This window comes from Paraburkholderia youngii (assembly GCF_013366925.1).
Taxonomy (GTDB): domain Bacteria; phylum Pseudomonadota; class Gammaproteobacteria; order Burkholderiales; family Burkholderiaceae; genus Paraburkholderia; species Paraburkholderia youngii.
Map to the genome: position 1 here is coordinate 1,354,375 of NZ_JAALDK010000002.1, position 26,830 is coordinate 1,381,204.

The following is a 26,830-nucleotide window of genomic DNA, read 5'->3' on the forward strand; positions in this document are numbered from 1 at the left end:
CGAGGCGAGACCTCGCGTTGCGCCGTCTACCCAATGCTAACAGCAATATTTGCAAGAGGTGGCTACATGAAGAGCGCACACAACGTTATCGACGCTTCTCGGCTCGTTGCAGCTTTGATCCTCGCCTGCATGGCGGGCTCGGGCGCACAAGCGCAAAGTTCGAACGCGGCACCGGCTGCGGCATCTGCGCCGGGTCTTGCAGTAGCCGCTCAGGCGTCGTCAAACGCACTGGACCCATTCCCTCATGGCCCGCACCCGCATGGCGTCGGACCGAAAGTGCCGCCAGCCTTCGCCCTCGATGGATCGGACGTAGACAAACAGAACGGCGGAGACAAGATCAATCCGAATAATTTCCTCGACGATCGCGGGCCGGCGGTGGATACGCCGTACCAGGCTCCCGAAGCAGCGACTGCCGCTACATTGAGCCGGACACCAGGGGCCGTCGCCGCGCCAACCTTTACGACGACCGACTGGCCGACGTTTGGTATGAACAGGCAGCGGACTGGGTATAACCCAGTCGAGACGGTGCTCACCCAGACCAACGTTAGGACGTTGGTAAAGCACTGGGACTCACCTAAGCTGGACGGTGCCATCCTGACTCAGCCGGTACTGGCTGCCGGGGTGATGATCAACGGGGTGCCAACCGATATCGTCTTTGTTGCGACAGAGGGGAACACTACATGGGCACTGAATGCCGCGACAGGGAAGCCCATTTGGCAAAGCGCCCCTATCCCTCAAGCTATCTTGACGTCGGCCTGCCAGGGGCTGTTCCAAGGCAAGATCGGAGTGCAGGGCACGCCCGTCATCGACCATGCCAACAACCGGATTTTCGTTGTGAGCGGGCGAGGCTACCTGCATGCGTACAACCTCCAGACTGGCGTGGATCTCCCGGGCTTCAACCTGCTACTTCTCGACCCAAACAACGCTACTCCAAGAACGATGGTCTATGGCGGCTTGACGCTTAGTCCCGATGGTTCGTCGATATACGTGGGGACAGCCGGTGACCCCTGCGATACGGAGCCGTACCATGGACAGGTCGTCCGCGCGTCCACCACCAACCCAGCTGCGATTCTGCAACGCTGGTACCCAACCGGCGCAAGCGGGCCAGATGGGGGCGGTATATGGGGTATGGGAGGCGTATCGATTCCGCCTGATGGGACGGTCGTCTATGCACTCACGGGCAACGCATTCGCCAATCCGGAAAATGCCGCGTTCGCGGAGCACGTCGTGAAGCTCACGCCGACCCTGGCGGTAGCCGCGGCGAACTCGCCGCTTTCTCCGCCCCTCTCGGACGTCGACTTCGGCGCTACAGCATTGCTCTTTCAGCGTCCCACCTGCCCGACGATGCTCGCGGCCTACAATAAGTCCGGCAACCTGTTCATTTATAACCGAGCCACTATTCAGCAGCAGGGCCCCATTGAAAAGTTGACGATTTCCCAAACTTCAGCCGACGGCAGCAACATAGGCCTTCCTGCATTCGACCCGGTGCTGAATCGGCTTTACGTCGTGTCCCCTGGCGGTTCGGGGAGCAACAACTTATACCAGCACGGGGTCATTGCACTGTCGATCGACAGCAACTGTACTGTGAACCCCAAACCCGTGTGGACGGCGCAAGTCGGCTTGAACCAAGTCGCGTTCAACCCGGCTATCCCGCCCGTCGCCGCAAATGGTGTGGTGTATTACGCAGACGGTTTGGGCAACGACTTTTATGCATTGGATGCCGCGGACGGGACCATACTCTTCCACGACCAATACACGCCAGCTCAAAACGGCGAGGGCAACTTCGCGTCGCCGATGGTCGTGAACGGGCAAGTCTTCGTCGCTGGTGGCGACCACGTGGTTCATGCCTATGGCCTCTGACTGCTAAACCCGTTAGCGAAACGTAACTTTTTCGCAAGCATAGCCACTCTGCTTTTATTGCGCAGTGATTCGCAGTATCGCGCCGCTGCGCGCGTCCTGCTGACCCGTCGCAATTCGATGTCGTCGAGGCGTTCCCGGCGCGCGCGCCGCATCGCGCCGTCGCGGTGACGCGCGCGAGTCGACGTTGCTCTCGCACGCAAATACAAGGCTCCCCGGGCTTCTAAACGTAGCGCGAGTTGGGCATCATGATAGCCATGCCGCCCACCGCCATCACTGTCGCGGAATTGCCGGTCGAGCCTGATGCGCTACAGGCGTTCGCGCTCGAACAGAACGCTTCGCGCGCTGTATGCGCAAGATCGTGGCCGGTCGGCAGTTGTTTGCCTCAATACTTGAAGTCACCGTTCGCCGTCGAGAGGTGGGGCGACGCGCTATGGAATGCGACTTCACTTCATCATTGCTTGTACTATGATGAACCGGCGTGTCCCCGTCTTGTCTCTTAAGTAGCCGCGATCGGTGCTGCGACCTGAGGCGCGGTTATTAGCATCGGCACTGTTGGTGTTCGTAAATTCGTGATGTAGACGACGCCAAATTCAGTGTGTCCCGATACTCGCATGTATTTTCCTTAGACAATGTGCTCGTCGGCACCTACGAAGGAGTAGCATGACTGCATCCCGTTCTAACGCGGCATCGAGGCGAGTCGCTATTCTGGTCCTGCTCTGTCGCGACTACGCAGCGCTCGAACTAACCCTCGCCAGTCACATGGCGTACCGGCCACCAGGCGTCGAGTTCATCCTGCTTCAGAACTGCAGGGGCGGCTATGACGCGGAACGCACGCTTGCCGTCGCGCGGCGCTATGCAAGACTTTTTCCGGGCATCGTTCGGGTCGTCGACGACATTCCGCCTGGCCCACCTTATCGCACGATCAAAAAACTACTCTCGCAGCCGGCATTCGCCGAAATCGACCTGATCTGCAAGGTGGACGACGACGCGTTTCCGATCGCCGGCGGGTGGCTCGACAAGATGCTCGCCACGTACGACGTGGCGGAAAAGGAAAGCGGGAACGGGCTTGCCTACGTCACTCCCCTCATCAACAACAACAACTGGGGCTTCCCTGAGGTGATGCGCGTGATGAACCTGGAGCGCGAGTACTTCACGAGCCAGGCGCATCCGCATTTCGTCGGGGCCGACGGGGACAAGCGCTATCCGCTGCGAATCATCCCTGCTGACCAGATCGAGAAAGGCACCAATGGCACGATATGGGGCTATCCGCACATCGCGCGCTGGCTACATCAACGGACCACGCTGCAGCCTGATGCTTTCATCGCTGCGACTCGGGACCTCGAACCTTGCGAAGTGCCCTCAGAATCGCGCTATTCGATCGGCTGCATTCTTTTTCGCAAGCGGTTATGGGACATGATCGACGACGGTGGGCAAGATGACGAGCACATGATGCATGTCTACTGTGCGCGGCACCGGCTGAGAATCGTCTGTGCGCGCAGTGTGCCATTCGTGCACATGGCGTACTTCACCCAGCGCGAGGAGAACCGCGACATCGTCGATGCCGCTCGCGCGCTGTACGACGGGAGGCTCGGCCATCCGTTCCCGATTTCACTCTACGCGGACCGTGAACGCGATATCGAAGCGCGGTTGCGGTGGCTCGAAGATCACCCGCCGCAGGCCACCAACGGGACGCTTGACGCGTCGAAGCGTGTCAGTCGCGCGATCTATCGGCGAATGCGCACGCTATTGAAAAACGGTCGCCGAGCGTGGTATGTCGTGACTGGCAAGCGCGATGCGACGAGCGGCCGGAGGTCTACGTCACCATGACGTCGTCCATTGCTTCATGAGAAGCCTCCATTGCCGCTGACCCTGCGAAATGCGTCATCTGGCACATAACGCAGAGCATGCGTTGCTATCTATCGAATCCAGTGCGCGCAGCGCTTGTTCACGGCGGTGACTCTCGTACCGTCTAGACCGATGGCGCCGAAGTGGCCACGGTAGGCCCCGCCAAACGAGTGGCGCAGACTACTTTGTCACCGGCAGCGAGGCGGACGCGTAAAGGTACTCCCAACCATCCCATGGCGACGCTCTCACGCCGTTTGTAGATATCTATTGACATACTTGCCTGATCCACTATCGAAGTGGAGAACGCGCCAATACCTCTCCAATTTGTGCCGGTTCCTGACATTGGTGCAGCGAAGCATGTACAAATTCCTCAAGTACTTCGTTTCCTGGCCGCACCTGGTCGACCTTTCCCGTGATTGCGCCGCAACGGCACAAACCCGTTTAACCTGATCAATTGTCTGCTTATTTCAGTTCCTGGCGATTCTGGTGGGCCCAGACGACCGGCATTTCAGGTCGGCCCGGTTTGCTCCAACAACGTTTTTCGCGAAGGGCGACGATAGCAGCCCAGATCGCTCCGGTGAAATCGCCGCCGGAGGTTCTCGCGCAACAGAATCGCCTTCCCTGGAAGCTCGTCAGAAACATCGACAAAGGTGGCGTTTACCGACGAGCCGCGCGGTCGCAAGAGCAGGCTGGCGAACTGGTTGCTTGATACCGGAGCTCGCCAGGAATTTGAAATCTATTTCAGGTGCGTGTTAATGACAGTGATGTCGAGGTCCGCCAAAGTCAGCACTGGTCCGGCGCGGATGCGTCACTGTTGTACGACTCGGATGAAATTCGTGGCGCACCGTACACGAGTCGTGCGGCTTATTGCCGGTAGCGGTGGCTTCCTCGGACGAAGGGTCGGGGAGCCGGCAGCAAGGCCCAACCGGCGTTGGCCTGATCAGGTATTCGCTTCCGCGGAGACCTTACTCGCACTCCGCCCAGGGGATATAAAGATATGTCTCCAAGCGATCCTTCATCGATGTATTGACAACGGCTAACTCATGACGAGTCCACTCCGACACAACATCGTTGCGCTGTCAGTTCTGCAAGCAGCCAACATGCTGCTGCCGCTTGCAACATTTCCCTACCTGTTGCGTGTTCTGCGCCCGGAACACTTTGGTGCGTACGTGTTCGCGCAAGCCTTAGTCGGTTATCTCGTGCTGCTGACGGACTACGGTTTTAACTGGTCAGCGACTGCTCACGTCGCACGGGTCCAAAAAGATCGGCACGCGGTATCGAAGATCTTTTGGGCGACGCAAGGCGCAAAGGCGCTTATCGCTGTGGTCTGCCTCGCCATCCTGCTTGTAGCGGCTTTCTTCGTAGCAAGATTGCGCGAACTGCTGCCGGTTCTGCTGGCTACCTATCCGGTCGTTATCGGAACGGTCCTGTTTCCACAGTGGCTTTTCCAGGGCCTGGAGCAGATGACGTTTACTACGGTCTCCACGTTGAGCGCGCGGGTGCTACTGCTTCCGCTAACGTTCTTCCTGGTGCACTCGCCGGCCGACACGTGGATCGCGTCGCTCATCAGTTCGATGAGCGTGATTGCTGCCGGAGTCGTCGCATCGATCCTGATCGCAAAAAACCGACTGATCATCCCCTTGATGCCGAGCATGGCGGACGTCATCGAAGCGCTTCGTGAAGGCTGGCACATGTTCATTTCCACGGCAGCGATCAGTCTGTACACAACCACTAATAGCGTGTTGCTTGGATTTATTGCGGGAGACGTCGCTGTTGGCTACTTTGGCGTAGCCGACAAGATTCGGAACGTCGCCCAGGCGCCGCTCGTACCGTTCGCCAACGCAATTTACCCGCGCGTGACGGCGCTCTTTTCCGAAGACTCCGAAAAGGCGTTTGGGCTGGTGCGCAAGATGCTCTACTTGGGGGGCTCGGCCATGTTGCTGGCTTCGGTCGCGCTCTGGGCTGGCGCCGATTTGATCATTCGCATCGCCGTGGGACCTGGGTACGAACCAGCGGTCATCGTTCTTAAGTGGATGTCCCTCCTGCCGTTGCTCATCTGTCTGAACAATGTACTCGGCGTTCAGGTGATGCTGCCGCTCGGCATGAAGAAGAGAGTCAGCGAGATACTGGTCGTCTGCGGCTTGATCAACCTTGCCCTGCTCGTGCCTCTTGCATCGGCTTATGGCGCTCAGGGCGCGGCAATGTCAGTGCTTGCCACCGAATTTCTGGTTACGGCCTTGATGGCTCTCCACCTGATCAAATGCAAGATTCCAGCTTTTTATACGAGGATGCGCAGAGATGAATTATGACTTCCTTATCGTAGGCGCCGGCTTTGCAGGCGCGGTCTGTGCCGAACGTCTGGCGGCAAGCGGCAAGCGTGTGCTAGTCGTAGACAAGCGCAATCATATTGGCGGCAATGCATATGACCGTGAAGATGAGAACGGTGTGCTGATCCATCCGTATGGTCCGCACATCTTTCATACGAACAGTAAGCGGATATTCGAGTACCTGTCGGGTTTTACCGATTGGCGCTTCTACGAGCATCGCGTAAAGGCTTATGTAGACGGGGATCTGTATCCGATACCGATCAATCGCACGACGATCAACAAGCTATATGGCCTCGATCTGAGCGAGCAGGACACGATAGCGTTCCTTGAGTCGGTACGTGAAGCGCGAGAGGTCAATACGACCAGCGAGGACGTGGTGCTGAGCAGCGTTGGCCCGGATCTGTGCGACAAGTTTTTCCGTGGCTATACGCGCAAGCAATGGGGACTCGATCTGTCTGAATTGTCTGCGGGTGTCGCTGCGCGAATACCAACGCGTTCGAACGACGACGACCGGTACTTCACCGATACTTTTCAATTTATGCCGGCGCACGGCTACACCGCGATGTTCGAAAAGATGCTTGACAGTCCAAATATCGACGTGCGTCTGTCGACCGACTATGACGTGGTGAAAGCGAATATCGAATGTGGACACGTTGTGTACACTGGACCGATCGACGCATATTTCGGGTATCGGTTCGGCAAGCTTCCGTACCGCAGCCTCCACTTTCAACACCAGCATCTGAGCGACGTGGAGCGTTTTCAGACGACGGGTACCATCAACTATCCGAACGATCACGAATATACGAGGATTACGGAGTTCAAGCACCTCACCGGGCAACAGCATCGGGGGACTTCGATTGTAAAGGAGTATCCGAGAGCCGAAGGCGAGCCTTACTACCCGATTCCACGCAAGGAAAACGAGGCATTGTTCATGCGCTACAGCGCGCTCGCGGAGACAGTTACCGATGTGACTTTTGTGGGCAGGCTGGCGCAGTATCGCTATTACAACATGGACCAGGTCGTTGGTGCGGCGCTCAAAGCAGTAGAAGGACTCATCTAAGGAGCAGTGGTAAGAAAGCTCTGACTGGTGGCAACCGAGAGCTTGCCTGGATTGCCTGAAAGATTTGGGCGTGTACTTGAACGTCTCTTCGTTCGCGTGCGCATCGGGCTCGCCGTAGTAACGGTTCCAGGTTTCGCGCGGTCGGCGTCGATCAAATGCAATTCTTCGCCGCTAACTCTTTCTTCCGTGTCCCGCAACATGCTTTCTACGCATAGAGAAATTGAGAGATGAAAAAGTACGTGGTCAAGTGTTTCATTGCGCAATGTACTCGTCCTACGAAGGAGTAGCATGACTGCATCCGGCTCAAATGCGGCATCGAGGCGAGTCGCTATTCTGGTCCTGCTCTGTCGCGACTACGCAGCGCTTGAACTGACCCTCGCCAGTCACATGGCGTACCGGCCGACAGGCGTAGAGTTCATCCTGCTTCAGAACTGCAGGGGTGGCTATGACGCGGAACGCACGCTTGCCGTCGCGCGGCGCTACGCAAGGCTTTTTCCGGGCGTCGTTCGTGTCGTCGACGATATTCCGCCTGGCCCCCCCTATCGCACGATCAAAAAACTACTCTCGCAGCCGGCGTTCGCCGAAATCGACCTGATCTGCAAGGTGGACGACGACGCGTTTCCGATCGCCGGCGGGTGGCTCGACAAGATGCTGGCCACGTACGACGCGGTGGAAAAGGAAAGCGGGAACGGGCTCGCCTACGTCACCCCGCTCATCAACAACAACAACTGGGGCTTCCCTGAAGTGATGCGTGCGATGAGTCTGGAACGCGAGTACTTCACGAACCAGGCGCGTCCGCATTTCGTCGGTGCCGCCGGGGACGGTCGCTGTCCGATGCGAATCATCCCTGCTGACCAGATCGAGAAAGGCACCAATGGCACGATATGGGGCTATCCGCATATCGCGCGCTGGCTACATGAACGGACGACGCTGCAGCCTGATGCTTTCATCGCTGCGACTCGGGACCTCGAACCTTGCGAAGTGCCGGCAGAATCGCGCTATTCGATCGGCTGCATTCTTTTTCGCAAGCAGTTATGGGACATGATCGACGACGGTGGGCAAGATGACGAGCACATGATGCATGTCTACTGTGCGCGGCACCGGCTGAGAATCGTCTGTGCGCGCAGTGTGCCATTCGTGCACATGGCGTACTTCACCCAGCGCGAGGAGAACCGCGACATCGTCGATGCCGCTCGCGCGCTGTACGACGGGAGGCTCGGCCATCCCTTTCCGATTTCACTCTACGCGGACCGTGAACGCGATATCGAAGCACGGTTGCGGTGGCTCGAAGATCACCCGCCGCAGGCCACCAACGGGACGCTTGAAGCGTCGAAGCGTGTCAGTCGCGCGATCTATCGGCGAGTGCGCACGCTGTGGAAATGAGCAAGGGCGCGCGTCGCCGAGCGGAGTGTGTCGTTTCATGATTTCGCGCGGTTGGTGTCTGTCAAATGCAATTCTTCGCCAGTGACTGTCTTTTACGTGCCGCGCAATCTGCTTCTACGCATAGGGAAATTGAAAGATGAACAAATACCTGGTCGTTCTGAGGTGTGGAGACAGTTCCTTGCATCCGCAATGGTTCAGCGGCGGGCAGGCCCCAAACTTTGATTTGATGCTGAGTTACTACGGGAAGAACGAAGATTATGCGGACATCTTTGCCAAAGCCATACATCGATTCAAAGGATCAAAATGGGAAGGTCTCAACGACTTCATGTTGCAAAACTCCCAATTGATTCTGCAGTATCGTTACATCTGGCTCCCGGACGACGACATCCTGACGGACGTCCAAACCGTGAACGATTTCTTCGAATATGTAGAACGAGAGAATTTCGCACTCGCGCAACCGTCTCTCGACGAGAGAAGCTATTTCGGTCACCAAACGACGTTGCGAAACAATGAGTTTGAATTTCGCGAAACAAATTTCGTGGAGTTGATGATGCCGTGTTTATCTTCGAATGCTTTGCATGCGATAAAACACAGCTTTGGGATGAACAAATCAGGCTGGGGCCTCGATTTCTTGTGGCCCAAGTGGGTCGCTTCTTTTGGAAAGGTTGGCATTATTGATCGTTTTTCCGTGTTCCATACACGCCCGGTCGGTTCGGCTGGGAGCGGCATGGGAGACGATTCAACTACGAGCCCAACGTTTGAATTGAATCAGACGCTCGCGCAATACGGGATGCTGGGCACTCCGATAAAGGTCATTCGTGGCAAAACAAGCGATGCAGGCAAATCATATGCGAGCGGTCGATTGGGCAATCCAATGTTGTTCATTCATGCGGTAAAGGGCAGCAATCCTGTGCGACGGAAAGATATCGTCAGTTTTATGAGGCTGCTGAAAGAGTATCTCCCGTGGCTTCATCATATCAAGCCCACAACGTGGCCAATACAGCAGGCTCCGGAAAGGCGCTCGAGCCGTTGAGAATGATAATGCGTGTGATTGACGCGAATACCGTATCGCTGCCGCGTTCATCACGCCATCTTATCCAACCGGTCTCGCAACCTGCCAAAGCCGTCGGCAGTTGTGATGAATGTCAGGATCGACTTGGCGACGGCGGAGATTTTCGATTAAATGATTCATTAGTCACGCTCAACCATTGGCGACATTAGTCGGGCGAAAACGGACATGCTCTACAGATCGCATTTAGTTCTGTATAAAATCTCGTATCGCGTAGTCCGGTGCAATCACCTCCTCGCGTACGGCACGCTATGCCGAGCCTCCAATGGTATGCAGCAACGCAGCGATGCTCTCAACGAAGCAAATCGAGGGAGGTAAATTATGAGCGATGCGAAATTTGCAACGTTCTGGAATTGGCCGGAATTATCTCCTTATGAAATCGCTTGTTTGAATACGTTCACTGCTTATGGCAGCGAAATCGCTGTATATAGTTACAAACCCATCAGCAACTTGCCAAAAGGCGTGATCGAAAAGGACGCCCGGTCGATCCTTTCTGCCGACTCGCTGAGCGCTTTTCCCGTTAATGACGTTCCTTCAATGGCGCATTTCACAGATTATTTCCGGTTAATAATGTTTACCAAAACCGATGAAATCTGGGCGGACACAGATATTCTTCTCCTGAGACGATTTGACCTGAACATTGCGGGCGACTTGGTCGGCCGGGGAAAGCCGGATCTGCTTTGCACCGCACTCCTGCGCCTCGACCCGCGGAATCCACGGCTGCATGATGTAATTCAGCGGCTAGAAGCGATGGAAAACACGGATATAAAATGGCGTGCTACTGGCTCCCATATTTTGACGGAAGTCTATGGTGCAAAGGCCGGCTTACCTGAAAAAGTGTTTTACCCGGTGCATGCCGATTCCTATTATAAGGTCTTTTTGCCCCACCATTTCGAAGAGTGCGCTGCGCTTTGCACCAATGCATATACGCTTAAATTTTGGAATAATCGTGTGGTTAAACTTGGCGTGTTCAAACGGGTCTGTCCACCAGAGGGGTCATTCCTGCATCACGTGTTTGCCAGTACTGGATCCGATCAGCTTTTCGACGAGATCTATCCCGCGGATGTGATGCAGAGGTTGATCAGTAACGCCGAAGAGAGAGTCGGCCGCGATGAAGGCGTTCGCAAACTCATGCGAATAGCATTGGGGCGCGGGTTATCCAGCTAATTTGACGACACGTCGCTCACACACCCGATTTAATTGATATCTGTTGGCATATTCGTCTACTCATCGCAAAAACGATTTCATTAAAAAATTCCTATTTGACATACTTGCCTCGTCCACTGCCGCAGTGGTGGAATACGCCAATACCTCACCAATTTGTGCCGATTCCTACAATATATTGGTGCAGCGATGTATTTACATCTAGTCTTGAGAGTACTTCGTTCCCGGCCGCATGCTGGTCGACTTTGTCTTGTGTTTGCGCCGCGACGGCATCGTCCCGTTTTACCCATTAATTGTCTGCTTATTTCAGTTGCTGGCGATCTTGGTAGGCCCAGACTGCCGGCACATCAGGTCGGCCCGATTTGCTCCCCACATGATTCGTGATTAGTTGTCTTCTTCGCGAAGCAAGATTTTTCGATATAGAACGGGTAGTTCACGCCTCGTTTACCTCCAGGAGCATTTGTCTATGTCAGAGCCGAGAATCAGCGTTCTGCTGCCTATCTACAAGGTCGAGGACTATATCGAGGACTGTCTCGACTCACTGCTGTCACAATCGTGCACCGATTTCGAAATCATCGCCGTCGACGATTGCAGCCCCGATCGCTCCGGTGAAATCGCCGCCCGGGTTCTCGCGCAACAGGATCGCATTTCGTGGAAGTTAATCAGAAACATCGACAACAAAGGGCTCGCTGAAACGCGAAAAATCGCAGCATCGGAGGCGCGCGGCGACTATGTGCTCTGCGTTGACAGCGACGACCACGTCCATCGCGATCTCATTTGCACCGTGCTGCGCGAAGCCGACCAGCACAATGCCGATGTCGTCATTTTCGCCGCCGAGCGCATTAGTCCCGATGGCGCCGTCAACGCTCGGATCGATTCCGGCGACGGCCTTATCACTGGCGTGGAAGCCGTCCAGAAAATTCTAGAACTCAAGCTGCAAGCCTTTTGCTGGAACAAGCTTGTGCGCCGCTCCATCTTCGTCGCAGCCGATCATCCGTGCGGTCTCATCTTCGAAGACGTTTGCGTGTCGGTGCAAACGCTCGCCAACTCGAAAGTGGTGCGCCTCATTCCGGACAACCTCTATTCATACATGATTCGTGAATCAGGAATTTCGAGACGCTTCAACCCGCAGGTCGTCGACCTTTTTGCCATCATGGACCGTGTGGAAAAAAATACCGCGTCCCTCCCGATTACCGACTACAAGCGCCTCTTCTTCCGGCTCAAATACAGCTGGGCATTCCGCGCGATCGCGTTTCAGACCGCGATCACCGCGCCGACCTACCGCCTCGCGAGCCCTATTCTGCAAAGCGTATCGGAGAAGCTGCGCGTGAAGCACCTGCTTGGCCTGTTTGCCGATCGGCATCTGAAGCTTTCCATCACTATGACCATGCTCAAGATCCATCCGTGGATCTTTTATTGCGTCGTAAGACGCTTCAACCGCCGCTGACACGCTTGCCGCATACGCATCGCCGACTAGATATTGGGGCTTTGTCAGGTTGCGAGGCCGGTAAGATGGCGTGATGAAGAAATCGAAAACGCTCTATCACGGTCAGAGTTTTCCGGCCGGGGTCATCAGCTGCGCGGTTCGATGGTATTTCCGCTTCCAGTTGAGCCTGCGCGACATCGAAGAGCTGCTGTTCGAGCGCGGCGTGATCGTGACATACGAGACCATCCGATGCTGGCGTGACAAGTTTGGTAAGGGCTTTGCTCATCGGGTCAAAGCGGCGCGACATAAGCCGGGTAGTACATGGCATCTCGACGAAATGTTCGTCACGCTTCGTGGAGAACCGTATCTGCATGACGGGCGGTTGACGAGCACGGCGCCGAGCTCGACGACACCAATCATGCGTCCCCCGCCCTCCGGTTGTGTCACCGATAAACGTTACATCAATCGCGCAACTTCACCGCCGTCATCCGCGGCATCAACAGATGAATGATGCCAAGCGCAACCAGATACGCCGATGCGCCGACCGTAAACAGCGCCCAATAATTCCCAGTGCGCTGCAAGGTCTCGCCGATCACGCCGGAGAAGAAGAACGATCCGACCATCCCCGCCACGCCGCCGATACCGACCACCGTGCCGACCACCCGCTTCGGAAACACGTCGCCGACCGTCGTGACGAGATTCGCCGACCAGCCCTGGTGCGCCGCTGCCGCGAGACCAACGGCGAGCACCGCCCACCACAGGCTCCGGAATGCCGACAACGTTGCGATCGGCACCACGCACAATGCACAGATAAGCATCGTGAGCTTGCGCGCGAAATTCGGCCGGTTGGTGCGCGCCATCAAACGCGACGACAGCCAGCCACCCGCCACGCTGCCGATCGACGACATCGTATAGATTGCGATCAGCGGCAGGCCCATGTGGGCGATATCGATATGGCGCGACTCATTGAGCCACTTGGGCAGCCAGAACAGATAGAACCACCACACCGGATCGGTCAGCAGCTTGCCGAAGACGAACGCCCACGTTTCGCGGTACTTGAGCACCGACAACCAGCTGACTTTCTGCTCGACGACTTCTTCGCGGTCCGCATTGATGTAGGCGAGTTCTTCCTTCGACACCGACGGATGCTCCGAAGGCTGCCGATAAACCAGCCACCACACTGCCAGCCAGACGAACCCGGTCGCGCCGCCCGCGATGAACGTCGCGCGCCAGCCCCACATCACCGCGGCGATCGGCACGAAGGCCGGCGCCACGATGCCGCCGATCGTCGCGCCCATGTTCCAGAAGCCCGTCGCAAGCGCGCGTTCCTTCTTCGGAAACCACGTGGCGGTAGTGCGGATCGCGACCGGGAAATTGGCCGCTTCGCCGAAGCCGAGCAGACCGCGTACGGCCGCGAAACCCGGCACGGTCGATGCCACCGCGTGCAGCATCGCCGCCAGACTCCACAGCGCCATCGCGCTGCCGTAGACCTTCTTCGTGCTGACGCGATCGGCGATGCGGCCGAAGATCGCGAGACCCACCGCATAGGCGACCGTAAACACCATCACGGTCTGTGCGTACTGCACCTGGTTCCAACCGATATCCTTTTGCAGCAGCGGCGCGAGCAGCCCGAGCATCTGACGATCCATGTAGTTGATCGTCGTCGCCGCGAAGATCATCGCGCAGATGGTCCATCGGTATCGTCCGACGGCCGTCCGTGCGGCAGCCGTCGTAGCTTCTAGTGTTTTCATCGAGTCTCCTGAAGGTTTCTGAAAATGTGTCTATATGGTTGTTCGATACGGTCAATGCGCTGAGGCCGGCAATCCTTCGCGCGGGCTCATACGCGAGAAGAACACGACCCCGGCGGCAATCACCGACATCACCGCGAGTCCAGTGAGGCCGCCCTCGATCGAGCCGGTCTTCTGTTCGAGGAAGCCGAAGGTCGCCGGCGCCACGAAGCCGCCGAGGTTGCCGATCGAGTTGATCAGCGCCAGCACCGCGGCGGAAATCCGCGCGTCGAGATAGCCCTGCGGGATCACCCAGAACAGCGACGAGGCCGCCTTGAAGCCGATCGCAGCAAAGCAGATCGCGACGAACGAGAACACCGGGCCGCCCTGGCCGGCCGCATACATGCCGAGCGCGGCGATCAGCAGCACACACGCGACCCACGCTTGCTGGAACTTGAAGCGCGCCGCGAGCATCGCGAACAGATACATCGCCGCGATCGAGATCAGCCACGGAATCGAGTTGAACAGGCCGACCTGGAAGTCGTTGAAATGGCCCATCTTGTGGATGATGCTGGGCAGCCAGAAAGTCGCGCCGTAGATGGTCAGCGATACCGCGAAGTAGATCAGGCAAAAGATCAGGATTTGCGGATCGCGCAGCAGGGTTCCGAGCGACGGCCTGACCGGGTGCGCGGCGGCGCGCTGGCGTTGCTCTTCGTCGATCGCATCCAGCACCGCGTCCTGCTCGGCGCGGGTGAGCCAGGCGGCGTCGCGCGGCTTCGAGTCGAGCCACAGCAGGATGAAGCCCGCGAGCACGACCGAGAACATGCCTTCGATGATGAACATCCACTGCCAGCCACGCAGCCCCGCGCCTTCGATCAGCATCAGCCCGCCGGAGATCGGCCCGGACAGCACCGACGCGAGCGCCGAGCCGCTCAGGAAGATCGCCATCGCCTTCCCGCGCTCGTTGCTCGGCAGCCATTGCGTGAAGTAGTAGATGACGCCGGGAAAGAAGCCCGCTTCGGCCGCGCCGAGCAGCAGCCGCATCGCGTAGAACGACGTCTCGCCGCGCACGAATGCCATGCCGGCCGCGGCCAGCCCCCACGTGAGCATGATGCGCGCGAGCCACAGCTTCGCGCCGTAGCGCTGCAGCAGGATGTTCGACGGCACTTCGAAGATCGCGTAGCTGATGAAGAAGAGCCCCGCACCGAGCCCGTAGGCCGCCGCGCCGATGCCCAGATCGGCGCTCAGATGCTGGCGCACGAAGCCGATGTTCACGCGGTCGATGTAGTTGACGATGAACATCACGACGAACAGCGGCAGCACGCGCCACTTGATCTTGTGCACCGCGCTCGCCAGCGCGCCGGCGCGCTCGGGCCGCGCCGTGTCGGCAATCGGGCTACTCATGGGGTTGTCTCCTTCGATGGCGACGCGCATTGCGCGTCGCGGGCCTCGTAGGCGCGGATTTGGAAACGAGAATTAAAAGCGCGGATTCTTGCCGGTGAAGCCCGGTTCGTACTTGCGCATCTGCGAGAGGTCATCGCGATTGCGCACGCCGCACGACAGATACTGCGCATGCAGTTCGGCGAGCCGCTCGCGGTCGAGCTCGACGCCGAGGCCCGGCGTGGTGGGCACACGCACCGAGCCGTTGTCGAACGTGACACGGCCGCCCTTGATGACTTCTTCCTCCTGCCACGGGTAGTGCGTGTCGCACGCATAGGTCAGGTTGGGGATGCTGGCCGCGACGTGCGTCATCGCCATCAGGCTGATGCCGAGGTGCGAGTTCGAGTGCATCGACATGCCGAGATCCCACAGCTTGCACATGCGCGCGAGCGTCTGGGTCGCGCGCAGGCCGCCCCAGTAATGGTGATCCGACAGCAGGACCTTGACCGAACCCATCTCGGCGCCGCGGCGGAAATCTTCCATCGTCGTGATGACCATGTTGGTCGCGAGCGGCAGGCGCGTGTGCTTCGCCAGTTCGGCCATGCCTTCGAGACTCGGGCACGGGTCTTCGTAGTACTCGAGCAGTTCGTCGAGTTCAGGGGCGGCGGCGATGCTCGTTTCGAGCGTCCAGTTCGCGTTCGGGTCGAGGCGCAGCGGCACGCCGGGGAACGCCTGATGCAGCGCGCGCATGCACGCGATTTCGTGTGCCGGCTCGAACACGCCGCCCTTCAGCTTGATGCTCTGGAAACCATACAGCTCGATCATCCGACGCGCCTGCGCGACGATCTGCTCGGGGCTCAGGCCTTCGCCCCAGGCGTCGGGCGCATAGGGCTTGTCGATGTGCTCGGCGTACTTGAAGAACAGATAGGCGCTGTATGGCACGGCGTCGCGCACCTTGCCGCCAAGCAGATCGACGATCGGCGCGCCGACGATTTGCCCTTGCAGGTCGAGCATCGCGACTTCGAGCGTGCTGATGACTTTCGGCGCGTTCTTCGCCGCGTGCGAGCCGGGCGCGAGTTCGAATTCGACCGCGCCCGGGGTCGCCTTGATCGTGCCCCGCACGCGTTCTTCCATGCGATTGAGGTCGAACGGCGACAGCCCGATCACCAGCGACTTCGCCTGTTCGAGCACACGCAGCATCGGTTCGTCGCCATAGGTCTCGGAGATGCCGACGCGGCCGTCGCTCGTCTCCAGTTCGACGATGGCGCGCAGCGCCCAGGGTTCGTGGATTCCGGCGGCGTTGAGCAGCGGGCCGTCGCGGAAGGCGATCGGGGTGATGCGCACCTGGGTGATGGTGATGTCGCGAGTCATGATGTCAATCGGCATAAGTGGAGTTTGATGGGCCGGATAGTAAAGCACTAATATATTAGTGCGTTAGTGGGGTAAACTCCCATGTCCACTTCGTGGCGAATTCCGCTTGCAAGCCCGCTGGAAGCGGCGAGCGTCGGCTATAGTACTAGTGCCTCAGCGGACCGCCCCGTCGGTCCGCCTGCTTCCAAGCTTCAATTTCTGCCATGAAAAACCACGCTCACTCGTCGACGGTCACCCGACTCGACCGCTCCCGCCACGCCGCGCCGCAAGTCTTCGAACGACTGCGCGAAATGATCCTTTCTCTCGAATTGACGCCGGGCACGGTGCTGTCGCGCAGCGAGCTCGCGAACCGCTACGGGCTCAGCCAGACGCCGGTGCGCGACGCGCTGATGAAGCTCGGCGAGGAAGGACTCGTCGATATCTATCCGCAGCACGCGACGGTCGTTAGTCAGATCAAAGTGACCTCCGCGCTGCAGGCGCATTTCCTGCGCCGCTCGATCGAACTCGAAGTGGTGCGCACGCTCGCGGAGCAGCGCAACGCCACGCTGATCGCGGAACTGCGCGTCACGATCGCCCGGCAAACGGAATTGCTCGACCTGAAGAACTACGAGGAGTTCTCGCTGCTCGATCAGGCGTTTCATCGGCAGATGTACGAGGCGGCGGGCGTGCCGCAGCTGTGGGATCTGGTGCGCAGGCTGAGCGGGCACATCGACCGGCTGCGGCGCCTGAATTTGCCGGCGGAGGGCAAGACGATGGCGGTCGTGCGCGATCATACGGAGATCGTCGATGCGATCGACAAAGGCGATGTCGAGGCCGCGCAGGCGGCGCTACGCAAGCATCTGTCGGGGACGCTGAGTCAGATCGATCAGATTCGCACGAGTCATCCGAATTTTTTGGCGGACGAGTGAGCGTTCGCTGAATCGCTGGCTACGGCTGGATCACGGTCATTCTGAATGGACCGCCGTTTGCGGCCGCGTGGGACACCGCTTCATTGGCGCGATCGAGCGGGAATGTCTTGACGTCGAAATGGCGGAGATCGAGCAGCCCCGAGCGAATCAGGCCCGTCATCAGCGTCACGGCTTCCGTCGGATACATCCATTTGCCGCGCACGGTGATGTCGTTGCGCATGAGCCACGGATATGGCAGATCGAGCCCAGCATCGCCCAGCATGCCCACGCCACCCATCAAAATGACGCGGCCGTACGGCCGCACGGCCCTCATCGCGGCACGCACGGCTGTGACGGGCGCCGAGGGCGGCAGCAGATCGATGACGCAATCGATCGGACAAGGAGCCGCCTGTTGCATCCGTTCGCGATCCGCCTGTTCATCGCCTGAAAGTCTGACCGGGCGCACACGCGCGCCGAAGCGCTGTTTCAGGTCGTCGAGTGCTTCCGCATTGCGTCCCGGCGCGACCACGCAGCGCGCTCCCGTCGCGAGGGCGACAGCCACGCAGGCGCTGCCGAAGTTGCCGGTAGCCCCGCTGACGAGCAGCGTTTCGCCAGCCCGCAGCGCGGCCGCAAGCAGCCCGCCATAAGGCACGAGCATCACGTTGAGCGCACACCAGCGCGCCGCCTCGCCAGCATCGATGTCGCCGATACGAACCGCGTTCTCGGTCGGCACACGCACCTGTTCGGCGAACGGGCCGTCGTGAAAGTACCGTTGCAGTCGCAAGCCCCCGTCTCCACGCGAACTCCAGCCCTGCAGCGCTATGTCGGGCATCAACGCGTCGTCGCGCGAGCGCACGGTCGGATCGCAGAACACCCAGTCGCCCACCTTCAGATGAGTCGCATCGGGACCGCTCGCTCTTACACGACCGATCGCGCCGCAACCGGGCACGATCGGCAGCTCGATCGGATAGCGGCGCTGCCCATTGAACACTTCATTCGCGTATGGCAGCACCGGCGCAGCGGCGACATCCACGATCACCTCGCCCGTGCCGATTTCCGGATCCGGCATTTGCGTAATCGCGAGCGGTCGCTCAAGCGAATTCAGGATTGCAGCTTTCATCGTCGTTCTCCGTCAAGGGTGGTCTGACGAGGTCATTCTGGCGAACCTAGAATAGGCAACAAGGCCTGGTACTATCCCAGGATTCATCGATACCTCCTTGCGAGGACGAACATGCCGGCATCGAGACGGAGTGAGTTTGGCGATTTTCTGCGGTCGCGCCGGGAGAAGCTGAGCCCGGCATCGGGGCGGCTCGGGAGCGGCCGGCGCCGTCGTACGCCGGGTCTGCGGCGGGAAGAAGTTGCCGAACTGGCCGGCATCGGTGTGGACTGGTATGTGCGGCTGGAGCAGGGGCGAACGGTCAGCCCCTCCGATGCCACCCTCGACGCGCTTGCTCGCGCCCTGCGGCTTGGCAAAGCAGAAGCCGCGCATCTGCGGGCGCTCGCGCGCAGCAACGATCAGCGGACGTTTGCTGCCGAGAAAGTGCCGCCGGCAATCGCGCGCATCGTTTCAGACCTCGGCCTGCCGGCATACGTGACCGGCAGGCGGTGGGACATCCTGGCGTGGAACCGGGCGGCCGCCGATCTACTCGGATTCGATCGGCTGACCGAGGCGGACCGCAATATCCTCGTTTTCATGTTCATCGACCCGGAAGCGCGACGGCTATTCGGACCCGCGTGGGAAGACGAAGCGCGCCGCATGATCGCGCTCTTTCGCGCAACGCATGATCTCTTCGCCACCGATCCATCGTTCGTCCAGCTAGTGGAGCGCCTGCGGTCGTCGAGTGCGGAGTTCGCTAGCTGGTGGATCGCGCATGACGTCCGTGGCGGCGCGTCCGGCGAGAAAGTACTCGCGCATCCTCAGCGTGGTATCCAACGTTACCAATACGCTACGTTTCAGGCGAACGACGACCCGTCGCTGAAACTCTCGATCTACACACCCGTTTGAGCTTCGCCCGCCTGACAAAGCCATCGCGACGGCCCTAGGACCTTGGTCCGATTGACGCGACTCCCACGCGTGGCACCCTTGTACAAAGCCGGAATACTCACATGCAACCTGTCAGGGAGGTCGCCATGTTTTCATGGAGCCGGCAGTTCGCGGCCGCGGTCATGGCTGTGTCCGCGATGGCTTGCGCTGGAAGCTCGTGGGCAACCGAACAGGCTCAGCAACGTCGCGCCGGACGTGACGTTCGACAGGAGACACGCCAGGGCGCCCGCCATACGAAGCAGGAGTGCAGAGCCGCGGACCAGAAGAGTAATTCGCATTGCCGGCAGGACAAGCGGCAAACCAAGCAGAGCGGCCGTCAGGCGGCCAGGAATATCAAGTATTGAGCGTTTGAGTTCGCGTGCGCCGGCTGGGCACTGAACCAGCGACAGCATGGGAAGGCAGACACCACGTCCACCACATCAAGCGGGGGAGCCGATGCGAGCCTGGCGATATGTAGCGCTTTGCACGTTGCCATTCATGATCGTCGGCTGTAACACGCCTCCGATCGCACCGGGCAAGCCGGTCGATATCCCGACTGCCCTCGAGCAGGTTCTCCAGGGCCTGTGCAATTTCCGCAAAGACCAGGCCGGCCGGAAGCAGGATCTCGGCGCCGCAATCGACTCGATCACCGTGGAGCTAGACCTGACCGTCGACGGGGCGAGAAATCCGCCCGTGGCGGTCGCGCCGGATATCCAGTTCATTCCGACGGTTAGCTATGGTCAGATCATGACGGCAAACCGAGGCAGCAGACTCGTGCTTACGCTGAAAAGCACTGGCGGCGGCAGCCATGGCGGCGATTGCGATGTGACTGCGCCAGTCAAGTAGAGATCAGACAGCTGGGGCACTTCGCCGCGTTGACCCGCACAGGTTGCCCCACCATTGCACTTCAACTTTGGGCGATGCTCTCCCACGCGCCCGACTGAGCCGAGCGGAACACGGCATCGATCACCCGCATATTTGCGCGCGCATCTTCCAGCGGAATAGCTTGCGGGCCGCCACTCAGGATCGCCTCCGCGAACGTGGTGGCGGCTACGCCGTATTGATCGCACACCGGAACTTCCAGCCAGCGATCAGTCGCGACACCGTCGCTATTGTGCTCACTGATTAGCAGACGCGTCGGTCGATCGTGTGGCGCATTGAACGGAATTTCGACTTCGATTCTCCCCCTGGTGCCGTGAAATTGCATCCGCTGGTACGGATAGGTCTGAGTCGAGTAAAAGAAACTCGCCTGCACGCCATCGAAGTCCATCAGCACGGAGCCGAGCCGGTCTACCTTGAAGGCAGGATCCTGTTCCACCAGCGCTACTACGCGCCGTGGCTCACGCCCGATCGTGAAGCGCGACGTCGTGATCGGATAGCAACCAATATCGAGCAGACCGCCGCCGCCTAGCTCGCTCTTGTTGCGGATATTGTCTTCGTTCGTGTTGTGATAGGTGAAACCGCCGGTCACTGCCCGCAATTCGCCGATCGCGCCTTCGTCGATCAGGGTCCGCACCTTCAACCATTGCGGATGCGTACGAACCATGAAGGCTTCCTGGATGTATCGGCCGCTCTTGTCGCGCGCGGCAATCAGCCGTTCGACCTGTTGCGCGTCCAGGCTGATCGGCTTCTCACACAGCACGTGCTTGCCCGCCTCGACCGCTTTGATCGTCCATTCCACGTGGAGATGATTGGGCAATGGAATATAGACCGCGTCGATTTCCGGGTCCGCGAGCAGCGCCTCATAGCCGTCGTATGCGACAGCCAGACCATATTTGGCCGCGGCTTCCCGCGCCTTCTCCAGAGAGCGCGACGCGATGCCTTTCACCCGGCACTTCGGCGCGTTGTGCATGGGCACGACCACCTTGTCGTTGATCTTTGCGGCGCCCAAAATTCCCCAGACTATTTGATCCTTTGCCATGACATCCCTTTTCCGATTGCGTATCCGATGAGTCGAGCAGGCTGAGCATTCGCGTGAGTCGGCAAGTCGCGTGAGTCCGCGAACGACCAGGAGCATGCGATCGTATCAGTTTAACCGTGGCTCGTCGTCGCTAGACCTCGGTCCGCTTGAGCAGATAGTCGAGGCCGCCCACCCGATACCAACGGTATCCGAACGGCTCGAGCACCACCTTGTGACGGCCGTCATCGTCAGCGCCGCTGTGGTCGTCGGACAGTAGATTGATCAGCGAATCCCGCCCGGGTTCGTTGGAGCTGAGGCGGAATTCGACGGTACACGCCTCGGCGCGGAAGTTATGCAGAAACAGCACGGAGTTGTTGCGCCAGTGATAACCGAGCGCGAGCACATCGTTTCGCGAGGTGGGCAGCACTTCGAAGTCCCCCCAGCTGATTTCCGGCACTTCCCGGCGCATGCGAATCATCCGCTCGGTCCAGTTGAGAAACGAATCGGGATCGCGCCGCTGGTTTGCCACGTTGACCCGCTCGAACCCATAAGCCCCGCCGGAGATCGCAGGCACAGGCGGGTTCGAATGGCTCGTGAAGCCGCCTTGCGGCTCGCCCGACCATTGCATCGGCGTGCGCGCACATTGGCGCTCGGGCCGGCGCAGATCGTCCCCCATGCCGATTTCATCGCCGTATCGGAACACCGGCGTGCCCGGCAAACTCAGCATCAGGCTGTAGGCGAGTTCAAGACGGCGTCTGTCGCCCGACAGCATCGGCGCAAGTCTGCGGCGGATGCCGCGCCCATACAACTGCATGTCGGGGTCCGGGGCGAACGCGGCGAACACCGCCGCGCGCTGAGCGGGCGTCAGCCGGCCCAGATCGAGTTCGTCGTGATTGCGCAGAAATACCCCCCATTGCGCAGTCGGCGGCCGTGGTTTCGTCGCAAGCAGCGCGTCCTTCAACGGCTTCGTGTTGCCCGTCGCGAGCGTGTAGAAGGTGTTTTGATTGACGCGGAAGTTGAACATCATCGGCAAGCGCTCGCCCTCGTCGCCGAAGTACTGGAGATCCGATTTGGGCAGCACGTTGGCTTCGGCCAGAATGATCGCGTCGCCTTCGCGCCACTGCAGAAACTCGCGAAACGTTCGCAACATGTCGTACTGCTCTACGGGGCGGCGCACCTTCGGGCCCTTCGTCGCGATGACGAAGGGCACCGCGTCCATGCGGAATCCGGACACGCCGAGCTGAATCCAGAAGCCCATGATCTTCAGCAACTCCGCCTGCACATGCGGATTGGAAGTATTCAGGTCCGGTTGAAAATCGTAGAAGCGATGGAAGTACCAGCGTTTTGCCCGCTTGTCGAAACTCCAGGTCGACTTCTGCACGCCCGGAAACGCCACGCCGCGTTGCGCATCGGGCGGTTTGTCGTCCGACCAGACATACCAGTCGCGATATTTCGACGCGGGATCGCTGCGTGCTTCCAGGAACCACGGATGCTGGTCGGACGTGTGATTGACGACGAGATCGATGATCACCCGCAAGCCCCGCTGGGCGCACGCATGCGTGAACTCGGCGAAATCGCCGAGCGTGCCGTACTTCGGATCGACGTTGTAATAGTCGCAAACGTCGTAACCGTTATCGCGTCCTGGCGACGGGTGGAAGGGCATCAGCCAAATCGTCGTCATGCCGAGCCCTTGCAGGTAATCGAGCCTGCGCATCAGGCCCTCGAAGTCGCCGACGCCGTCGCCATTCGCGTCCATGAAGGTGCCTACCGAAAGGCAGTAAATGATCGTGTTCTTGTACCAGAGGTCATTAAGCATAGGTTCCGCGCGGGGGCGCCTAAACAATCGATCGTGAAGAGGAATTGCAATGTCGGAGCTGGCGTGGTGGCAACGCGGTGTGATCTATCAGATCTATCCGCGCTCGTTTCAGGACAGTAACGGCGATGGCATCGGCGATCTGTCCGGCATCAGCGCGCGCCTTGAATACGTCGCGGCGCTAGGCGTCGATGCGGTGTGGATCTCCCCAATCTCCCCGTCGCCGATGGCCGACTTTGGCTATGACGTCGCGGACTACTGCAACATCGATCCGATGTTCGGCACTCTGGACGGGTTCAAGCAATTGATGGGCCACGCGCATCGGCTCGGGCTCAAGGTGCTGCTCGATTTCGTGCCGAATCATTCGTCGAACCGGCATCCGTGGTTCGAGCAAAGCCGCTCGTCGCGAGACAATCCGAAACGGGACTGGTATCTGTGGCGCGATCCCGCGCCCGATGGCGGACCGCCGAACAACTGGTTGAGCCGTATGGGCGGCTCGGCGTGGGAGTGGGACGAGGTGACGGGGCAGTACTACTATCACGCGTTTCTGCGCGAGCAGCCTGACCTGAACTGGCGGAACCCGCAAGTGCGCCGCGCGATGGACCAGGTGCTGCGTTTCTGGCTCGACCTCGGCGTCGACGGCTTCCGCGTGGACGTGCTGTGGCTGTTGATCAAGGACGCGCAGTTTCGCGACAATCCGCCCAATCCCGGCTATTTGCCGGGCGAGCCGGACCATCATCGACTGTTGCAAACTTACACCGAGGATCAGCCGGAAGTACATGAACTCGTCCGCTCGATGCGAGCCACGCTGGACGAATACGGCGAGCGCGTGCTGATCGGCGAAATCTATCTGACTGTTGCGCAACTGGTGAAGTATTACGGCGTGAACGGCGAAGGAGCGCATATGCCGTTCAATTTTCAGTTGCTCAGCGCGAGATGGAATGCGGAGAACATCGCCCGCATGATCCGCGATTACGACGTTGCGTTGCCCGAATACGCGTGGCCGAACTGGGTGCTGGGAAACCACGACAATCCGCGCGTTGCGTCGCGCGTCGGCGCGGCACAGGCACGTGTGGCCGCTGTGCTGCTGTTGACATTACGAGGCACGCCGACGCTTTACTACGGCGATGAAATCGGCATGACGGACGGCTATATCGCGTCCGATCAGATTCAGGACCCGGCGGAGCTCCGGCAACCGGGCATTTGCCAGGGACGCGATCCCGAGCGCACGCCTATGCAATGGGATGGCTCGCTGCCGAATGCGGGCTTCACGGACGGCAGACCGTGGTTGCCGATTGCGACCGCGACGAGCGTGCGCGAACAGGACGGCGACATGTCGAGCATGTTGTCGCTGTATCGGCGTTTGCTGAGCCTGCGCCGCAGCAGCGCCGCGCTCGTGCGGGGCACGATAGAGAATGTCGTTGCCGACGGCGACGTGCTGACCTATGAGCGGCGCTCCAGCAATCAATGTCTGTTCATCGCGCTGAACATGGGTGCCGAAGCTGCCACCGTGCAATCGCGCGCGGGCATGGTGCTGCTATCGACGGTGACCACGCGCATCGGTGACGCCTTCATCCAGGGCGCCAATTTGCTTGCCGCCAGCGAGGCGGTCATCGTGATCGTTGACTCTCCATCATGAACGGTAGATGACTCACCGGTTCAAAGCGCCACCTGAATGCCAAGTTCAACGACGTCTTCCGCTCGAAGTCCATAGTATTCGGCGCTGGGCGTGGAATGAAACGCCATCTGTCCGAACAGCGCCTCGCGCCAGCGCGTCATGCTGCCGTGCGAACGTCCCTTGATGACTTCATCGCGCGGCAGGAAAAACGTGGTGTGCCTGGGATCGTAGTGCCAGCCATCGAACCGACCCGCCAGCGATTCAAGCAGTCGCGGCAGGTTGGGGCGCTCGACGAACCCATGATGCGCAATGATCTCGAAGCATCCGTTGCCGAGGTCTCGCACGTCGATGCGCGTTTCGTCATCGATACGCGGCGCTGACTCCGATATGTTGGCGAAGAAAATCGTCGTCTCGTGCAGCACGCAGTTGTGGCGGATGTTGCTCCTGAATGTCGCCGGTGTCTTGCCCGATGCGTTGCCCGGATAAACCGCGGTGCCTGGCACGCGAGCCGGAGGTTCGGGACCGGCTAGCGCGTCGCGCAGGAACGCGTCGAGCGCATCGGCTTCGTTCGCATGGGTTGCGGCAATCTCGCGTCCGCGATTCCAGGTCGACATCAGCACGAAAAGAATCAGCCCGACGGCGACAGGAAACCAGCCGCCGGAAGCGATTTTCGGCACGTTCGCGGATACCAGCGTCACGTCGACGACGAGCAACGGCGCGCTCACGAGCGCCACGCCGTAGCGGGGCCAATGCCAGACGTTGCGCGACACGCTGATCATCTGGATCGTGGTGATCAGCATCGTCAGCGCGACTGCGATGCCGTACGCCGAAGTCAGGTTCGACGAGCTTCGAAACACCAGCACGAGAAACAGCACCGCCACGAACAGGATCAGGTTGACGGCGGGCGAATAGACCTGTCCGCGCCGCTCTGTTGACGTTTCGACGACCCGCAGGCGCGGCAGAAAGCCCAGTTCGATCGCCTGACTCGTCATTGAAAATGCGCCTGAAATCACCGCTTGCGAAGCGATGATCGTCGCGAGCATCGCGATGATGACGCCCGGCACGAGCGCCCACGGCGGCGCAGCGTGGAAGAACGGCTGGTGAAAAGAGCCGGGCACGAACAACAGGGTTGCTGCCTGCCCGAAGTAGCCGATGATGATCGACGGAAACACGATGGCGAAGAGCGCAATACGGATCGCGCGGCGTCCGAAGTGACCGATGTCGGCATACAGGGCCTCCGCTCCGGTCAGCGCGAGAATCACGGCGGCGAGAATCGTGAATGCGATGCGGGGATGGCCGATCATCAGCGATACGGCCCATCGCGGCGATAGCGCATGCAATACGACGGGATGTTGCGCGACCCGATAGAGCCCGACCGAGGCAAGAGACAGAAACCACACGGCCATCACGGGACCGAATGCGCGCCCGACCACCGAGCTGCCACGTCGCTGAAACGAGAAGAGCGCGATCAGGATGGCTGCCGCGATCGGCACGACCCATGGATCGAAAGATGGACTGATCTCGCTCAGTCCCTCGACGGCCGACAGCACGGATACGGCCGGCGTTACCATCGAATCGCCATAGAACATCGCGGCGCCAAAGAGTCCCGCGAGCAGCAGCGCACGCGGCACCCGCCGCCCTTCGTCCTCATAGCCCGAGCGGACCAGCGCCGTCAGTGCGATGATGCCGCCTTCGCCTTCATTGTCGGCGCGCATCACGTACCACGCGTACTTGAGTATGACGACGATGACGACGGCCCACACGATCATCGACAGCGTGCCCATCACGACCTGCACGTCGATCGAACCGGTTTCGATGGCGGCTTGGCGCAATGCGTAGATGGGACTCGTGCCGATGTCGCCGAATACGACACCCAGTGCGCCTAGCACGAGCGTGCCGCCGCCGCGCTGGCGGCGAGACGACGAATCGTCGCTTTGCTCCCTCTTTTGCTCAGGCATTTTTTTACCACGAAGGTTG

At 59.6% G+C, this 26,830-nt stretch carries 20 protein-coding genes and 1 pseudogene; 14 read left to right on the forward strand and 7 right to left on the reverse strand.

Features of this window, described 5'->3' with window-relative positions; all coding sequences use genetic code 11:
• The first annotated feature begins 66 nt into the window (after positions 1-66).
• The 9 genes and pseudogenes from G5S42_RS37570 to G5S42_RS37610 all read left to right on the forward strand — a co-directional run.
• The gene (locus tag G5S42_RS37570) at positions 67-1,860 is read left to right on the forward strand and encodes an outer membrane protein assembly factor BamB family protein (RefSeq protein ID WP_246392343.1); all 1,794 of its coding nucleotides are present in this window, start codon (positions 67-69) and stop codon (positions 1,858-1,860) included.
• 660 nt (positions 1,861-2,520) lie between these two features.
• Positions 2,521-3,687, forward strand: a complete 1,167-nt coding sequence (locus tag G5S42_RS37575; protein ID WP_176111762.1) for a hypothetical protein — start codon at positions 2,521-2,523, stop codon at positions 3,685-3,687.
• 1,061 nt (positions 3,688-4,748) lie between these two features.
• Positions 4,749-6,014, forward strand: a complete 1,266-nt coding sequence (locus tag G5S42_RS37580) for a flippase (protein ID WP_176111763.1) — start codon at positions 4,749-4,751, stop codon at positions 6,012-6,014.
• Positions 6,004-7,092: a UDP-galactopyranose mutase gene (gene glf / locus G5S42_RS37585; RefSeq protein WP_176111764.1), complete on the forward strand. Its 1,089-nt coding sequence runs from the start codon at positions 6,004-6,006 to the stop codon at positions 7,090-7,092. The genes G5S42_RS37580 and glf overlap by 11 nt, the downstream gene beginning before the upstream one ends.
• Before the next feature lie 288 nt (positions 7,093-7,380).
• The gene (locus G5S42_RS37590) at positions 7,381-8,475 is read left to right on the forward strand and encodes a hypothetical protein (protein WP_176111765.1); all 1,095 of its coding nucleotides are present in this window, start codon (positions 7,381-7,383) and stop codon (positions 8,473-8,475) included.
• A gap of 136 nt (positions 8,476-8,611) precedes the next feature.
• On the forward strand, positions 8,612-9,508 hold the full coding sequence (locus G5S42_RS37595; protein WP_176111766.1) for a DUF707 domain-containing protein: 897 nt from the start codon (positions 8,612-8,614) through the stop codon (positions 9,506-9,508).
• Between the two features lie 357 nt (positions 9,509-9,865).
• Complete coding sequence (locus tag G5S42_RS37600) at positions 9,866-10,711, forward strand: hypothetical protein (protein ID WP_176111767.1); 846 nt, start codon at positions 9,866-9,868, stop codon at positions 10,709-10,711.
• A gap of 463 nt (positions 10,712-11,174) precedes the next feature.
• Positions 11,175-12,155, forward strand: coding sequence for a glycosyltransferase family 2 protein (locus tag G5S42_RS37605; RefSeq protein WP_176112015.1), 981 nt, complete (start codon positions 11,175-11,177; stop codon positions 12,153-12,155).
• A 73-nt stretch (positions 12,156-12,228) separates the two neighbouring features.
• Positions 12,229-12,542: pseudogene (locus G5S42_RS37610) on the forward strand (transposase family protein); the annotation flags it as partial.
• Between the two features lie 53 nt (positions 12,543-12,595).
• Here the strand turns inward: G5S42_RS37610 and G5S42_RS37615 are convergent.
• The 3 genes from G5S42_RS37615 to G5S42_RS37625 all read right to left on the reverse strand — a co-directional run bounded on the left by G5S42_RS37615 (position 12,596) and on the right by G5S42_RS37625 (position 16,612).
• Positions 12,596-13,885 (reverse strand): MFS transporter, encoded by a 1,290-nt coding sequence (locus G5S42_RS37615; RefSeq protein WP_176111768.1) that lies wholly within the window; start codon positions 13,883-13,885, stop codon positions 12,596-12,598.
• A gap of 51 nt (positions 13,886-13,936) precedes the next feature.
• Positions 13,937-15,265 (reverse strand): MFS transporter, encoded by a 1,329-nt coding sequence (locus G5S42_RS37620; protein WP_176111769.1) that lies wholly within the window; start codon positions 15,263-15,265, stop codon positions 13,937-13,939.
• 72 nt (positions 15,266-15,337) lie between these two features.
• Positions 15,338-16,612 (reverse strand): glucarate dehydratase family protein, encoded by a 1,275-nt coding sequence (locus G5S42_RS37625; protein WP_026228580.1) that lies wholly within the window; start codon positions 16,610-16,612, stop codon positions 15,338-15,340.
• Positions 16,613-16,815: 203 nt separating this feature from the next.
• Here G5S42_RS37625 and G5S42_RS37630 point away from each other — a divergent pair, with 203 nt between their 5' ends.
• The gene (locus tag G5S42_RS37630; protein WP_176111770.1) at positions 16,816-17,520 is read left to right on the forward strand and encodes a GntR family transcriptional regulator; all 705 of its coding nucleotides are present in this window, start codon (positions 16,816-16,818) and stop codon (positions 17,518-17,520) included.
• Between the two features lie 19 nt (positions 17,521-17,539).
• On the opposite strand, the gene G5S42_RS37635 is transcribed toward G5S42_RS37630, so the two are convergent.
• Complete coding sequence (locus G5S42_RS37635; protein ID WP_176111771.1) at positions 17,540-18,619, reverse strand: alcohol dehydrogenase catalytic domain-containing protein; 1,080 nt, start codon at positions 18,617-18,619, stop codon at positions 17,540-17,542.
• A 111-nt stretch (positions 18,620-18,730) separates the two neighbouring features.
• Here G5S42_RS37635 and G5S42_RS37640 point away from each other — a divergent pair, with 111 nt between their 5' ends.
• The 3 genes from G5S42_RS37640 (at position 18,731) to G5S42_RS37645 (ending at position 20,368) form a co-directional block, all read left to right on the forward strand.
• A complete protein-coding gene (locus tag G5S42_RS37640; RefSeq protein ID WP_176111772.1) occupies positions 18,731-19,504 on the forward strand; it encodes a helix-turn-helix transcriptional regulator in 774 nt (257 codons plus the stop codon).
• Between the two features lie 125 nt (positions 19,505-19,629).
• Complete coding sequence (locus G5S42_RS44640; protein WP_246392435.1) at positions 19,630-19,887, forward strand: hypothetical protein; 258 nt, start codon at positions 19,630-19,632, stop codon at positions 19,885-19,887.
• Between the two features lie 133 nt (positions 19,888-20,020).
• Positions 20,021-20,368 (forward strand): hypothetical protein, encoded by a 348-nt coding sequence (locus tag G5S42_RS37645; protein ID WP_176111773.1) that lies wholly within the window; start codon positions 20,021-20,023, stop codon positions 20,366-20,368.
• Between the two features lie 61 nt (positions 20,369-20,429).
• Here the strand turns inward: G5S42_RS37645 and G5S42_RS37650 are convergent, their stop codons facing one another.
• Both G5S42_RS37650 and G5S42_RS37655 read right to left on the reverse strand, forming a co-directional pair.
• Complete coding sequence (locus G5S42_RS37650; RefSeq protein ID WP_176111774.1) at positions 20,430-21,443, reverse strand: Gfo/Idh/MocA family protein; 1,014 nt, start codon at positions 21,441-21,443, stop codon at positions 20,430-20,432.
• A gap of 130 nt (positions 21,444-21,573) precedes the next feature.
• Positions 21,574-23,238, reverse strand: a complete 1,665-nt coding sequence (locus G5S42_RS37655; RefSeq protein ID WP_176111775.1) for an alpha-amylase family protein — start codon at positions 23,236-23,238, stop codon at positions 21,574-21,576.
• A gap of 49 nt (positions 23,239-23,287) precedes the next feature.
• On the opposite strand from G5S42_RS37655, the gene G5S42_RS37660 reads away from it, so the two are divergent.
• Positions 23,288-24,874 (forward strand): alpha-amylase family glycosyl hydrolase, encoded by a 1,587-nt coding sequence (locus tag G5S42_RS37660; RefSeq protein ID WP_176111776.1) that lies wholly within the window; start codon positions 23,288-23,290, stop codon positions 24,872-24,874.
• Between the two features lie 20 nt (positions 24,875-24,894).
• Here the strand turns inward: G5S42_RS37660 and G5S42_RS37665 are convergent, their stop codons facing one another.
• Positions 24,895-26,811 (reverse strand): potassium transporter Kup, encoded by a 1,917-nt coding sequence (locus G5S42_RS37665; RefSeq protein ID WP_176111777.1) that lies wholly within the window; start codon positions 26,809-26,811, stop codon positions 24,895-24,897.
• Positions 26,812-26,830: the final 19 nt, after the last annotated feature.

What these genes read in the sequence shown, in the direction of transcription:
- G5S42_RS37665 (WP_176111777.1), bottom strand. Translation starts at nt 26,811, where the DNA reads ATGCCTGAGCAAAAGAGGGAGCAAAGCGACGATTCGTCGTCTCGCCGC.
- G5S42_RS37635 (WP_176111771.1), bottom strand. Translation starts at nt 18,619, where the DNA reads ATGAAAGCTGCAATCCTGAATTCGCTTGAGCGACCGCTCGCGATTACG.
- G5S42_RS37660 (WP_176111776.1), top strand. Translation starts at nt 23,288, where the DNA reads ATGTCGGAGCTGGCGTGGTGGCAACGCGGTGTGATCTATCAGATCTAT.
- G5S42_RS37625 (WP_026228580.1), bottom strand. Translation starts at nt 16,612, where the DNA reads ATGACTCGCGACATCACCATCACCCAGGTGCGCATCACCCCGATCGCC.
- G5S42_RS37570 (WP_246392343.1), top strand. Translation starts at nt 67, where the DNA reads ATGAAGAGCGCACACAACGTTATCGACGCTTCTCGGCTCGTTGCAGCT.
- G5S42_RS37590 (WP_176111765.1), top strand. Translation starts at nt 7,381, where the DNA reads ATGACTGCATCCGGCTCAAATGCGGCATCGAGGCGAGTCGCTATTCTG.
- G5S42_RS44640 (WP_246392435.1), top strand. Translation starts at nt 19,630, where the DNA reads ATGTTTTCATGGAGCCGGCAGTTCGCGGCCGCGGTCATGGCTGTGTCC.
- G5S42_RS37645 (WP_176111773.1), top strand. Translation starts at nt 20,021, where the DNA reads ATGATCGTCGGCTGTAACACGCCTCCGATCGCACCGGGCAAGCCGGTC.
- G5S42_RS37605 (WP_176112015.1), top strand. Translation starts at nt 11,175, where the DNA reads ATGTCAGAGCCGAGAATCAGCGTTCTGCTGCCTATCTACAAGGTCGAG.
- G5S42_RS37620 (WP_176111769.1), bottom strand. Translation starts at nt 15,265, where the DNA reads ATGAGTAGCCCGATTGCCGACACGGCGCGGCCCGAGCGCGCCGGCGCG.
- G5S42_RS37615 (WP_176111768.1), bottom strand. Translation starts at nt 13,885, where the DNA reads ATGAAAACACTAGAAGCTACGACGGCTGCCGCACGGACGGCCGTCGGA.
- G5S42_RS37595 (WP_176111766.1), top strand. Translation starts at nt 8,612, where the DNA reads ATGAACAAATACCTGGTCGTTCTGAGGTGTGGAGACAGTTCCTTGCAT.
- G5S42_RS37650 (WP_176111774.1), bottom strand. Translation starts at nt 21,443, where the DNA reads ATGGCAAAGGATCAAATAGTCTGGGGAATTTTGGGCGCCGCAAAGATC.
- G5S42_RS37575 (WP_176111762.1), top strand. Translation starts at nt 2,521, where the DNA reads ATGACTGCATCCCGTTCTAACGCGGCATCGAGGCGAGTCGCTATTCTG.
- G5S42_RS37600 (WP_176111767.1), top strand. Translation starts at nt 9,866, where the DNA reads ATGAGCGATGCGAAATTTGCAACGTTCTGGAATTGGCCGGAATTATCT.
- G5S42_RS37580 (WP_176111763.1), top strand. Translation starts at nt 4,749, where the DNA reads ATGACGAGTCCACTCCGACACAACATCGTTGCGCTGTCAGTTCTGCAA.
- G5S42_RS37655 (WP_176111775.1), bottom strand. Translation starts at nt 23,238, where the DNA reads ATGCTTAATGACCTCTGGTACAAGAACACGATCATTTACTGCCTTTCG.
- G5S42_RS37640 (WP_176111772.1), top strand. Translation starts at nt 18,731, where the DNA reads ATGCCGGCATCGAGACGGAGTGAGTTTGGCGATTTTCTGCGGTCGCGC.
- glf (WP_176111764.1), top strand. Translation starts at nt 6,004, where the DNA reads ATGAATTATGACTTCCTTATCGTAGGCGCCGGCTTTGCAGGCGCGGTC.
- G5S42_RS37630 (WP_176111770.1), top strand. Translation starts at nt 16,816, where the DNA reads ATGAAAAACCACGCTCACTCGTCGACGGTCACCCGACTCGACCGCTCC.